Consider the following 12,586-nt stretch of genomic DNA (forward strand, 5'->3'; position numbering starts at 1 on the left):
TAATAATAACTTGATTGCAATCTGGCTTTAGACTGGATAAATTGAATGCAGTATCGCAATTGAGAGATCTGTATTCATAGGCTAGACGGAGCTAAGTATTACCATGTATTACCAAAATGATGATGTTCGAATTAATAAGATAAAAGAGTTGTTACCTCCAATTGCAATTTTGGAACGATTTCCTGCAACTGAGAACGCATCCGCTACCGTATTTAACGCCCGTGAAAGTATTCATAATATTTTGGCTAAGAAGGATGATCGCTTATTAGTGGTTATTGGCCCTTGTTCTATTCATGATCCTGTCGCGGCACTCGAATACGGTAAGCGCTTAGTCGAGCTGCGTGAGCGTTATAAAGATCAGCTCGAAATCGTTATGCGGGTCTACTTTGAGAAGCCACGTACCACAGTGGGGTGGAAGGGTTTGATCAACGATCCCTACATGGACAACAGCTTTAAGCTTAACGATGGTTTACGTGCAGCAAGAAAGCTGTTGTTAGAGCTTAACGATATGGGGATGCCAACTGCGGGTGAGTTCTTAGATATGATCACGCCTCAGTATGTGGCTGACTTGATGTGTTGGGGAGCTATTGGTGCGCGTACAACTGAATCTCAAGTACATCGAGAGCTGGCATCGGGACTATCGAGCCCCGTAGGCTTTAAGAATGGCACCGATGGCACCATCAAGGTGGCTATCGATGCGATTGGCGCCGCAAGTGCACCGCATCACTTCCTCTCTGTGACTAAGTTTGGTCATTCGGCAATTGTTGAGACTAAGGGGAACGCCGACTGTCATATCATTTTACGTGGCGGTAAAGAGCCTAACTACAGCGCTCAGCACGTGGCCGACATTAAGCAACAGCTTGAAAAAGCGGGACTGGCACAAAATATCATGATCGATTTTAGCCATGCCAATAGCAGCAAGCAGTTCCAACGGCAGATGTTGGTCGGTGAAGATGTCGCCGCTCAGGTGGCAAGTGGTGAGCAATCAATCTTTGGCGTCATGGTTGAAAGTAATTTGATTGAAGGACGCCAAGATCATATTGAAGGGCAGAGTCTGTGTTATGGCCAGAGCGTAACGGACGCCTGCATCGGTTGGCAAGACTCTGAGAAGCTCTTGGGCATGCTCAATGAGAGCATTGTTGAGCGTAGAAATCGCTAGCTGCGGCGATAAATACAGAAAAGGAGGCGCTAGCCTCCTTATTCTGAACAAGTCGTTCACTGGATTAGAGTTACTTCTTTTTATCTTGCTCAATTAAGTATTCATTGGCTTTTGCTAAGCTGCCAAAAGAAGCAATTAGATTGCTCTGTCCCTTTTCTTGGATTTCAGGGTTTCCTGATTGGGTCATCATCCATATCCATGTTTGGATGAGTGGTAGAGGGGGATATTTTGGCTTGGATGTGTCCAGCATTTTTGCATCCTTTTTTAGTTAACTTTAAAAGAGCCTTATTCAGCCCTTCCTGCCTGTTTACTTTTTATATTTTGCCGCAGAGTATCAAATTCTTTTCTTTGGGTTAACAGAATTTGCACTACTTAATACAAAATTACCGAAAAATGTGCAAACTACTCCATATGGAGCGTTCTAAGCACACTCTATCAGACTAAAGTCGTACGATAACACAGCTTATAGTCGATGGTCGTTAACTTTTTGTAAACATCAATCAGATGTTATTAGTCGGGAATAAAGCTAACTTATTGTCATCTCTTTTAAAATGACCTGAGTTTGAATTTAAAAATATTTTTGGAATCAGAATGCGCCCTTCACTTTATTTCGATGGACCGATAGGTAAATTAAATTGGCATGTGCTTCGCTTATTGTGGCCCTATTTAATTGAATTTAAACGTAGAGTGGCTCTGGCATTGCTATGTTTGGTCATCGCGAAACTTGCCAGTGTTGGCTTGCCGTTTGTGCTTAAGGCGCTGGTGGATGGGCTCTCGGGTGCCTCTAGTGAAGCCGTTCTCTCTGTGCCTATCTCTTTAGTCGTTGCCTATGGCTGTATTCGCCTACTTAATACCATTATTTCCGAGGTGAGGGACACGCTATTTGGGCGGGTGACCGAGCGCGCCATTCGGCGTTTAGGCATGGCGGTTTTTGAGCACCTTCATCGGCTCGATATGGCATTTCATTTAGAGCGCAGAACCGGCGGTTTGTCTCGAGATATAGAACGTGGCACCAGTGGCATGAGTTTCTTGATGCGCTTTATGGTGTTCAATATCGTACCGACGATTCTTGAGATTGTGTTGGTCGTGGGGATCTTATTCTATAACTACGGCTATGCTTTTGCTGGTGTGACGCTGCTCTCTGTGATCGCTTATGGCGCATATTCGATAGTTGCGACCGAGTGGCGTACTGGCTATGTGCGAGACGCCGCTAAAGCCGACTCTGTATCCAGTACACGGGCAATTGATAGTTTACTTAACTATGAAACCGTCAAGTATTTTAATAATGAGCAGTATGAAGCCAAGCAATATGACGAGGCTTTGGCGCAGTGGGAAGTGGCTAAGCGTAAAAACAGGCTCTCGTTGTTCGCACTCAATGCGGGCCAAGCTTGTATCATCTCGATTGCGATGACCTTGATGCTAGGCATGGCTGCTTATGATGTTGTGCAAGGCGAGATGACCATAGGTGACTTCGTGCTGATCAATGCCTTTATGATGCAACTTTTTATTCCTCTTAATTTTTTGGGCTTTGTTTATAGAGAGATCCGTGGCGCCTTTGCCAATATAGAGCGGATGTTCGATCTTTTAGATAAGGTCCCTTCGATTCAAGACGCAGCCGACGCTAGTAACCGAGTCCTGAGCCAAGGTCGAGTCTCATTTGAGCACGTAGGTTTTAGTTATGATACACGGATAATCTTAGATGATGTCAGCTTTACCATAGAGCCGGGTCAGAAAGTGGCTATCGTTGGCGACAGCGGGGCGGGTAAGTCGACCTTGGTGAAGTTGTTATTTCGTTTTTATGATGTCATTGATGGGCGAGTCTGCATCGATGGTCATGATATTCGTACGTTAACTCAAAGTGCTTTGCGCCAAGCCATTGCCATCGTACCCCAAGATACCGTGCTGTTTAACGATAGCCTGATCGAAAATATCCGTTATGGCCGCCCCGATGCAACGGTCGAAGAGATTAATGTCGCGATTAAGATGGCGCACTTGAGCGAGTTTATCGAGAGCCTACCGGAAGGTGGAGAGACCAAGGTTGGTGAGCGTGGTCTAAAGCTCTCCGGCGGAGAGAAGCAGCGAGTTGCGATTGCGAGAGCCATCCTTAAGAAATCACCTATCTTAGTCTTCGATGAGGCCACTTCATCTTTAGATAGCCATTCTGAGCAGGCCATTTTAACCGCCTTGAAGGAAGTGGCGAAAGGCCATACAAGTCTTGTCATAGCCCATAGACTCTCCACTGTTGTCGATGCTGACCGCATTATCGTCTTGAGTAAGGGCAGAGTGGTTGAAACCGGTAGCCATTATGAGCTGCTTGCCGCGAAGAGTTTCTATGCTAATTTGTGGCGAGTGCAGCAGGAGTAGGTCTATTATTTTTACGCAGCTAATCGACTCATATTGATTAAGAAAAGCCTACTTAGGATTCAGCATAGGTTCAGTTTCGTGTGACTATAATTGGCATCAAATTAACGGGACGCTAATGCAGAGAAGGTCACAATGAAAAATATACCTATACTGGTGCATATTGAAGGACAGGATAGTAAAGTTAATACCGATTGGCTGGCGATTATGGCTACGCTGAAGAAGCGCGGCTTAGAGAGAGACGAACTTGAAGTGGTGTATTTTGAGTTATGTGCCGGAATGAGAGTGACGACGCGAGGGCTAGGTCTAGCAAAAGCTACACCAGTCGAACCGTCACAAGGTTTATTACATGAGCCAAAATTTTCGGCTAGGGATTATGCGGGCATGCTAAGTGCTTAACCGCTTATTCATTCAACCTATAGGCTTGCCCATTTTCCAGCCATCACAGATCAGTTTAGTTTGAGGAGAAGGTTCTTTCGTTGGGATCAGTCCGATGATCTTGCCTTCTCTAAAGCAGATAAACTCTCCCTCAATATTTGTCATTCGCTGACAACTGCTACAACTTGCTGATAATGATTTGTTTTTTAACGGTGTGTTGGAATTGCTCACCGTGTCCCCCTCACTGCTACCTTGATAGTTTATGTCAAATAAATCTTGCGTAGAAGTTCGGTTATCCCCATTCCCGAAGCAGTATTTAATCATTATAAGACTAATATACCAAGCTTTTATAGCTTGTTAACTTAACCAACCGGTCATTTGGTTTGAATTTTAATTCGTGATTGGTCTGAGTTTTATTATAAAAATCACTTTCCAAAATGGGTTTGTATCAGGCTTATTTTCCCTTCTTTAGGGATAGATAACAGATAAAGAGTACCGTATTGGCTTTCCTCTATGGGGGGAGTTTTCGGACCGCCGAGCGCCTTTATGATGAGGGGGACGGTATTGGAGTGTCCAGCAATTAAGCTGTTACCTGAGGTTTGATTGACTAAAGTTACGATGGAAGCGATATGGGCATCGAGTCCTAACTGGGTGTCGGCAATGATGAGCGGTAGCGCTCTTTGGCTAGCTATGGGATCTAAGGTCAGTTGGGTTCTTTGATAGTTAGACGCTATCAGCTGAGATAACTCAACCTGTTGCAGTGTCCCAATCAGTGCCTTTGCTCTTTGCTGTCCAGCTTCACTTAGCGCAGGGTTTCGAGAGCCGTCGTCGCGTTTTTCTGCATGCCTGACTAACACTACAATTTTTGTTAGCGCGTTACTCTTTGCATCTATCTCCAACGCATTGTTTGGCTGAGCTATACAGGACAAGCTGATTGAGAATAGCAGCATAGCAAGCACATTGGCTTTGATTGCTTTAATTTTCGTCTTCATGAATTTACTCCATTAATGTCAACCTTCCTCGTTGGCTAGACTAATCTTTCTGAATATGAAATAAAAGCTTAGGTAAGTTCACCATTTCCCGAAGGCTGAAGATTTTTGGAGGCGCTATGTGGGTTGAAGGGCAAGTCATAGAGAGGCGAGACTGGAACGATAAGTTGTTTTCACTAAAGATTAAAGTCGATATCGGAGACTTTAAGGCCGGTCAGTTCATTAAGCTGAGTCAGATCGTGAATGAAAAACGAGTTAGCCGAGCCTACTCGCTAGTCAATCCACCGGGCTGTGATTATATAGAGGTATTGGCGGTAGCAGTAGAGGAAGGGTTGCTGTCACCTAACTTACAGGTTTTGAACGTTGGTGATGTTATCGATGTTGCCACTAAAGCCTCTGGCTTTATGACTTTAGATGAGCTCCCGACTGATGATGCAAAAGGAAAGCATTTGTGGTTTTTAGCCACAGGAACTGCTGTAGGGCCTTTTATCTCAATGATGGAGACTTGCGAGCCTTGGGAGGCATACGAGCGCTTAGTACTAGTCTATGGGGTGCGTAAGGTGGAAGATTTAGCTTATCTTGAGCAACTTAAGGGATATGAAGTGAAATATCCTGAGCAGTTTAAGCTGGTACTTTCTGTGACTCGGGAGCCGTTAAATGGGGCTTTAACGAGCCGGATCCCCGATGCCATCACTTCAGGGGAGCTTGAGGGCAAAGCCGGATTAAGGCTTAGCCCTGAGGATTCTCAGGTGATGATCTGCGGCAACCCCGAGATGATCACCGCATCACAACAGGTACTTAACGATAGGGGCTTAATAAAGAATCTGCGCCGTGCACCCGGACATGTAACCGTTGAGAGATACTGGTAAGTCTTAATGGAAGCGACATCCGCTGTTAATTTGTGGAGAGTCTAGCTAAGTTTATGTAACTTAAGCGTTTGCTTATGTTGATCCAGTTGTCATTTTTGAGTTAAAAATATGACAAATGCTTGCTGTTTGTATGAGTTTTTATTACTCTCGTTGCAATTGAGAATTATTATCAGTCGTTTTACGATGATGAGTTCGATACTTGCTTAAGGGAGAAGAGTAATGAAAATGGTAAAGAGTCTAGCTGTAATAGGACTGACTTGTTTTGCATCTATCGCTAATGCCGCTGATAGGCTAACGGTATATTCTTATCGACAAGCCTTTTTGATAGAACCTATCTTAGAAAACTTTACTAAAGAGACTGGTGTTGAGGTCGATGTTGTCTTCTCTAAAAAGGGCATCGCCGAGCGTATGAAGCGTGAAGGACGCCTTTCGAAGGCGGATGTTGTTCTGACCTCTGACTTTTACCGCTTGATGGAGCTGGTAGAAAAAGATTTAGTTGCTCCTGCTAGCAGTGACATTCTTAAACAAAATATCCCGCAAAAATACCGTTCACCAGACGATGAGTGGTATGCACTAACGATGCGTGTGCGTAATATTTATTCTTCAAAGGATAGACTGGGTAAATTGGATATTAATTACGAAGACCTAGCTGATCCTAAGTATAAGGGCAAGATCTGTACTCGTAGCGGTAAGCATCCATATAACGTTTCATTAGTGGCCTCTATGATTGCTCATCACGGCGAGCAGGAGACCAAAACGTGGCTAGAGGGTTGGAAAGCCAATTTAGCCAGAAAACCTCAGGGTAATGACAGAGCACAGGTTAAAGCGGTAAGCGAAGGATTATGCGACATAGCGATTGGTAACAGTTATTACTTAGGTAAGATGCTACAAGATCCTAAGCAAAAATTATGGGCCGATGCAATTGAGATCAATTTCCCTAACCAAGATAACCGTGGTTCACATATCAATGTATCAGGCATGGCCTTGGCGAAGCACTCAAAGAACCAGGCGGCAGCGCTTGAGTTGATGGAGTTCCTATCAGGTGATAAGGCGCAGCAAGCTTACGCCGAAGTGAACTACGAATACCCTGTAAAGGCTGACGTAGCGCCTTCGACATTAGTGGCTTCTTGGGGAGCTTTTAAAGCCGATGACCTACCTATTTACAAATTGGCTGAATATCATGGCGCAGCAATCAAACTACTTGATGAAGTAAAGTTTGATCTATAGTGGAAGACTCTTAAGGTTGGGCTAACCAATTCAAGCTAGACTAGAAGGAGCAGTTTGAAGTTAATGGTTTAGCTCAGCCTGGCAATATTTCAGTTAACCTATCATTATACCAGTCAGTATAAAGATTTGATCGCTCAGCGAGAGTTTAGCGGCACTGAGACAAGGCAACGAGTGCAGAGCATAGTTATTCTACGGTTAAGCTTGTTAACGCAGTATTAGAGCCGCTAAAGCTCGCCATTCTGGAGCGCTTTTGGCTGCCTACTTCTGCGTTGATTAACTTCAAAAGGGGGTGACCATTCTTTCAGTTATTCGCCTTGAATTAGTTTGCCAAAAACGCTCTGAGTAGATCAACTTCTTATACTGACTGGTATTAGATAGGTTTTCTTGTTTTTATCCAAGTACACGGATGTGTTATTTTTAGGTAGTTAACATTATGGTTTTAGGCTTAGCCAAGGGCTGGTCTGTTGTGGGTTATACTTTGGCGTTGTTAATTATAATGCCTTTGATTGCATTGATTGCTCAATCATTGTTACCCGATGAGGCAGTATTTGGCCACCTGTTTAATACCGTATTACCCACTTATATTAGTAATAGCCTGTGGTTAATGTTTTGGGTCGTTATAGGCTCTCTTATCATTGCCATCCCAGCGGCTTGGCTAGTGGCTAAATGTCATTTTCCTGGACGGGGGATCTTTCAATGGGCACTGCTATTGCCTTTGGCCATGCCCGCTTATGTTGTAGCCTACGTCTATACCGACTTACTCGATTACTCCGGACCTGTGCAGCGCAGTTTACGTATCGCTTTTGGTTGGCAAACTCCCCAAGATTATTATTTTCCGGAGGTGAGGACCTTAGGCGGTGCTGCAGTCATGTTGGCATTGGTACTGTTTCCCTATATCTACTTATTGGCCAGAACCGCTTTTATGGAACAATCTGCCAGCCTAAGCCAAGCAACGCGTGTGATGGGCTGTGGCCCCTGGAAGAGTTTCTGGCGCCTAAGCCTTCCTATGGCTAGGCCTGCATTAGCGGTTGGCGCCGCGTTAGTTGCTATGGAAACTGCGGCAGACTTTGCGACGGTTAGTTACTTTGCTGTGCCGACATTGACCACAGCTGTTTATGATACTTGGTTCGAACACGGGAGTTTGACCGCAGCGGCTAAGCTCTCAACCATTATGTTGTTAGTCATTTTCGCTATGGTGGGCTTTGAGCGTTTTGCTCGGCGTAAGCAAAAGCTATTTCAAAAGTTGTCGACCCCAGGCGAGCTCGATGTTTACTCCCTGTCTGGCGCCAAGGCTTTCGCTGCAACAGCTTACTGTACAGGGCTGTTATTTTTAGCATTTTTACTGCCTTTCCTTATTTTGCTGCAATATGCCTATGGTTACTTTGCCGAAAGTTGGAATGACGAGTTTTTTAAGTACAGTTTTAATAGCTTGTGGATCTCTTTATTGGCCAGCGCTATTTGTGTTGTTATCGGCATTATGTTGATGTTTATTAGGCGCATTAGCCCGCGTCAGGCAGACATCTTGCCTTCACGGCTAGCTTCAACCGGTTATGCATTGCCAGGGACTGTATTAGCGATTGGGATCTTGGTGCCGTTTACTCAGCTCGACTTTGCTATTAACGATCTTGCCAATTACCTTGGTTTTGAAGAACCGGGGCTTATCTTAACTGGTAGCAGTTTCATTATTGTGTGCGCGTTTACGATTCGTTTTGCTGCCATTGCGATAGGCAGTATCGAAAACAGTTATAAGCGGATCTCTCCCTCATTGGATATGGCTGGGATCACCATGGGACTAAAGCCATTAGGCTTGTTAAAGCAGGTGCATATACCTCTGCTTAGAAAAGGCATTTTTGCTGGCTTATTACTGGTATTTATCGAGTGTATGAAGGAGTTACCGGCGGCTCTCTTGTTAAGGCCTATCGGTTTTGAGAACCTCGCCACCTATGTATATCAGTTTGTGTCTGATGAGCAGCTCGAGCAGGGAGCCTTAGCGGCAATCGTTATAGTGCTCGTGGGGCTCGTTCCACTTATCTACCTTAACCGTTCCTTGGAGCACGATAATTAGTATGGCTACATTACAAGTACAACAGGTGTTTAGCGATTATCAAGGGCAGGTCGTATTAAAGGGCTTAGATCTTACGGTCGAGAAAGGAGAGATCGTGGCGCTGCTTGGGCCAAGTGGTTGTGGTAAGACAACCTTGCTTCGAGCCATTGCGGGGCTGCAGGCGATAAGTAGCGGTAAGATAATCATAAACGACAGAGTCGTTGCCGATGACGGCCATTTTGTTGCCAGTGAGCTCCGTGGGGTGGGGATGATCTTTCAGGACTACGCCCTGTTCCCCCATCTAACCGTGGCTGAAAATATTCTATTCGGAGTTGAGACTCGAGATAAATCATTAAGAGCTGCTCGTTTGTCGCAGATGCTGGCACTGGTGAAGCTTGAGGGGCTTGCGAAACGTTATCCCCATGAGCTTTCAGGTGGGCAGCAGCAACGGGTCTCTATTGCTAGGGCGCTCGCCTATGAGCCTGAAGTCCTGTTATTGGATGAACCTTTTTCTAACATCGACGCTAAGGTACGCCGAGAGATGATGTTAGAGATCAGGGATATTCTGAAACAGCATAATGTGAGTGCAGTATTTGTAACCCACAGTAAAGATGAAGCCTTTGTCTTTGCCGACAAGCTTGCTTTGTTTAATCAGGGGCAAATTGTGCAATCTGGTGACGCTGAGAAGTTATATTCACAGCCGTCAGATAAGTATGTAGCAGACTTTCTGGGTATGGCGAACTATTTAAAAGCAACGGTTATTGATAGTAATAAGATCGAGACTTCAATTGGACTGATAGCCAGTCATAATCAGCTAAATTTAAGCGTTGGTTCAGAAGCTGAGGTTTTATTAAGGCCACAACATATAGAGTTAACTAGCGACTCAAATGGGGCTGGAGAGATCTCTGGGCGCCGTTTCTTAGGTAATATTTGCCAATATCAAGTTAAGGTTGCACAAAGCATGTTAGAGGTTCATAGCACTAACCTTGATTTTGTTGCGGGACAACGGGTAGCCATAACATATCAAAATCACAATTTAGTATTGTTTGCATAAGGTTTTGCAAAATAACTGTTTCGCTTAAGCTTAGGTTTAGTTAGGCAGTATAAGGTGACACTTAAGCGACAGGCTTTAGCGCAAGGCGTATTGAGCGAGAATGAGGGTGCGTGAGTATCGCTACCCATATAGTGGAGAAAATTGAGCCTAAGGAGATATTTCTAGGCTAAATAGAGCATTATATCTTGAGATCTCGATCCAGTACGCTTTCGACTAAAACTGCGTGACAACCAACATTTGTGTTTTAATTCTAGTTATTGTGCGTCAGTTAATGATATTAATAACTAAAGTTGTACATAATGTTGCCGAAATTAAATTCAGCAGAAGGGTTACTTATAATAATGGATAGTCAGGTTATGCCTCGTGAACAGCTTGGAGTATGTGCAGAAGGAAATTTGCACAGCGTCTATTTAATGTTTAATGCTAATGAAAGTGTTGAGTCTGATATGCGTCCATGTGTGGCGACGGTAGCTCAATATATTCATGAGTTAACGGATCAATATTCTGATAGCGCATTTAATGGCTTTGTTGCCATAGGAGCTAATTATTGGGACACCTTATATCCTAATGCTAGACCACAGCAGCTAAAACCTTTCCCAGCAATGAATCGTGATAACCGAGATGCTCCCGCTATCGAGTATGACTTGTTCGTGCAGATCCGTTGTGACCGTTTTGATATTTTACATTTAGTTGCCAATGAAGTTTGCCAAATGTTTGAAGGCTTAGTCGAGCTTGTAGACGAGGAGCGCGGTTTTAGGTTCCTTGATTCACGCGACCTAACCGGCTTTGTCGATGGTACTGAAAACCCTAAGGGGCGTAGCAGACAAGAAGTGGCTTTAGTTGGTGATGAAGACGCCCAGTTTAAAGGTGGCAGCTATATTCATGTGCAGAAGTTTGCTCATAACCTAAGTAAGTGGAATCGTCTTCCAGTTAAGAAGCAAGAAGACGTTATCGGGCGAACTAAGGCCGACAACATTGAGTATGCATCTGCAGATAAGCCGCTAACGAGTCATATTAAGCGTGTGAACCTGAAAGATAGTGAAGGCAAATCGATGGAGATCTTAAGGCAGAGCATGCCTTATGGTTCAGTTAAAGAGCAAGGTTTGATGTTTATCTCTACCTGTCGCAACTCGGTGCATTTTGAAAAGATGTTAGAGAGCATGATACATGGTGATGCCGAGGGCAATCATGATCACTTGATGCATTTTACTCAAGCATTAACAGGGTCATCATTCTTCGCGCCTTCATTGGATTTTATGAATCGCGTTAGCTGATGCCATAAAGTTCTGACAATAAAAAAACGCACATTAAGGTGCGTTTTTTTATTGGAGGTTACCGAGCGAGTTATTCACTATCAATTTCGTCTTTATCCCAATAGTTAGTAGGGCGTCTGGCATAAATTTCATTTACTGATTTAACGAGTACCTTGTTGTTTTCGGGGTATACGACTACATCATGTATGTCTCGGTTACCGACCACAAGAAAGACGAAATCTTGGTCGCTATGATTGACGAGTTTATGTGAGATACCGGTATCGGCGTTAAAGCAGATATATTCTCCCTGACTAAAGGAGTGAGGCTCACCGTCAATATATAGCGTCGCTTCACCATGCATTGCGTAGATATGCTCTTCTTCTTTTGTATGGTAATGGGCCACCGCAGAGGATTTTCCTGGTGCTAAGCGTTCCATAGTGACGCCGATTTTTTCTCCGCCAGCGGAGTCCCCTATATGTTTTTGTTCACTGGCATATTCATCTTCATGTTGCCAAGGTTCCCAGCATATATCGTTGATATTTATAATTTTACTTTTATTCACTCTTTATCCTCGACTTAAATTACTGTCGTTTAGGATTATAACGATAATTGTTAAAGAGAGAAGAATCTATTCAATATATTGTATAAAACAATGTGTTCTATATTTGAGGTGCTGTCGTGATCGTGTCTATCTTAACGCGGAGTTTGTGCTGAAGGTGCAATAGGGGGGGAGAGGATGCTGTAACCTAGAGGTTACAGCATATCGCCTGTTACACTTGTTTAGTCGGCATAATTAAACAGCGACTTAACGGTTTCCAATGTGTCTTCAATATTGTGGATACTAGATGGGCAGATGAAGATGGTGTCATCGCCAGCAATGGTACCTAAGATCCCTTCAGGTTTACCAATGGAGTCAAGTAGGCGGGCGATCAATTGCGCCGCACCAGGGCTGGTTCTAACGACAATCATGGATTGATTGTGGTCAACATCGAGTACGAGGTTCTTAAGCGGGCTACCTGCAGTCGGCACACCGAGTTCAGCCGGAAGACAGTAGACCATCTCTTGTTTAGCATTACGGGTTCTGACCGCGCCAAACTTACTTAGCATACGAGAGACTTTAGACTGGTTAATATTGCCAAAGCCTTCGGCTTGCAGGGCAATAACAATTTCACTCTGAGAGCCAAATCGCTCTTCTTTCAAAATCGACTTGAAGGTCTTAACTAAATCATCTTGGCTTTTATTAGCTTGCATA

General features: G+C 44.1%; 13 protein-coding genes. 8 read left to right on the top strand and 5 right to left on the bottom strand.

Features of this window, described 5'->3' with window-relative positions:
• The first annotated feature begins 103 nt into the window (after positions 1-103).
• Positions 104-1,159 carry a 3-deoxy-7-phosphoheptulonate synthase AroG gene (gene aroG / locus K5Q92_RS20050; RefSeq protein WP_220770641.1) on the top strand — a complete coding sequence of 352 codons (1,056 nt, stop codon included), beginning with the start codon at positions 104-106 and terminating at the stop codon, positions 1,157-1,159.
• A 70-nt stretch (positions 1,160-1,229) separates the two neighbouring features.
• Here the strand turns inward: aroG and K5Q92_RS20055 are convergent, their stop codons facing one another.
• Positions 1,230-1,409 (bottom strand): hypothetical protein, encoded by a 180-nt coding sequence (locus K5Q92_RS20055; protein ID WP_220770642.1) that lies wholly within the window; start codon positions 1,407-1,409, stop codon positions 1,230-1,232.
• 341 nt (positions 1,410-1,750) lie between these two features.
• Between K5Q92_RS20055 and K5Q92_RS20060 the strand changes: the two genes are divergently transcribed.
• Positions 1,751-3,523 (top strand): ABC transporter ATP-binding protein/permease, encoded by a 1,773-nt coding sequence (locus K5Q92_RS20060; protein WP_220770643.1) that lies wholly within the window; start codon positions 1,751-1,753, stop codon positions 3,521-3,523.
• A gap of 132 nt (positions 3,524-3,655) precedes the next feature.
• Positions 3,656-3,919, top strand: a complete 264-nt coding sequence (locus K5Q92_RS20065) for a hypothetical protein (protein ID WP_220770644.1) — start codon at positions 3,656-3,658, stop codon at positions 3,917-3,919.
• Positions 3,920-3,931: 12 nt separating this feature from the next.
• On the opposite strand, the gene K5Q92_RS20070 is transcribed toward K5Q92_RS20065, so the two are convergent.
• Together K5Q92_RS20070 and K5Q92_RS20075 are read right to left on the bottom strand one after the other, a co-directional pair.
• A complete protein-coding gene (locus tag K5Q92_RS20070; protein ID WP_220770645.1) occupies positions 3,932-4,129 on the bottom strand; it encodes a hypothetical protein in 198 nt (65 codons plus the stop codon).
• Positions 4,130-4,323: 194 nt separating this feature from the next.
• Complete coding sequence (locus K5Q92_RS20075; RefSeq protein ID WP_220770646.1) at positions 4,324-4,890, bottom strand: histidine phosphatase family protein; 567 nt, start codon at positions 4,888-4,890, stop codon at positions 4,324-4,326.
• Between the two features lie 116 nt (positions 4,891-5,006).
• Between K5Q92_RS20075 and K5Q92_RS20080 the strand changes: the two genes are divergently transcribed.
• The 5 genes from K5Q92_RS20080 to K5Q92_RS20100 all read left to right on the top strand — a co-directional run bounded on the left by K5Q92_RS20080 (position 5,007) and on the right by K5Q92_RS20100 (position 11,355).
• Positions 5,007-5,756: a ferredoxin--NADP reductase gene (locus tag K5Q92_RS20080; protein ID WP_220770647.1), complete on the top strand. Its 750-nt coding sequence runs from the start codon at positions 5,007-5,009 to the stop codon at positions 5,754-5,756.
• Between the two features lie 219 nt (positions 5,757-5,975).
• Positions 5,976-6,983, top strand: a complete 1,008-nt coding sequence (locus tag K5Q92_RS20085; protein ID WP_220770648.1) for a Fe(3+) ABC transporter substrate-binding protein — start codon at positions 5,976-5,978, stop codon at positions 6,981-6,983.
• A gap of 433 nt (positions 6,984-7,416) precedes the next feature.
• Complete coding sequence (locus K5Q92_RS20090) at positions 7,417-9,048, top strand: iron ABC transporter permease (protein ID WP_220770649.1); 1,632 nt, start codon at positions 7,417-7,419, stop codon at positions 9,046-9,048.
• A 1-nt stretch (position 9,049) separates the two neighbouring features.
• On the top strand, positions 9,050-10,081 hold the full coding sequence (locus K5Q92_RS20095) for an ABC transporter ATP-binding protein (RefSeq protein WP_220770650.1): 1,032 nt from the start codon (positions 9,050-9,052) through the stop codon (positions 10,079-10,081).
• Between the two features lie 341 nt (positions 10,082-10,422).
• Complete coding sequence (locus K5Q92_RS20100) at positions 10,423-11,355, top strand: Dyp-type peroxidase (RefSeq protein WP_220770651.1); 933 nt, start codon at positions 10,423-10,425, stop codon at positions 11,353-11,355.
• Between the two features lie 70 nt (positions 11,356-11,425).
• On the opposite strand, the gene K5Q92_RS20105 is transcribed toward K5Q92_RS20100, so the two are convergent.
• Positions 11,426-11,770, bottom strand: a complete 345-nt coding sequence (locus tag K5Q92_RS20105; protein ID WP_259649646.1) for a cupin domain-containing protein — start codon at positions 11,768-11,770, stop codon at positions 11,426-11,428.
• A gap of 344 nt (positions 11,771-12,114) precedes the next feature.
• Positions 12,115-12,585: a transcriptional regulator ArgR gene (gene argR, locus K5Q92_RS20110; protein WP_220770653.1), complete on the bottom strand. Its 471-nt coding sequence runs from the start codon at positions 12,583-12,585 to the stop codon at positions 12,115-12,117.
• Position 12,586 lies beyond the last annotated feature (1 nt).

Source organism: Shewanella sp. MBTL60-007 (assembly GCF_019654915.1).
In the GTDB taxonomy this organism is placed as follows: domain Bacteria; phylum Pseudomonadota; class Gammaproteobacteria; order Enterobacterales; family Shewanellaceae; genus Shewanella.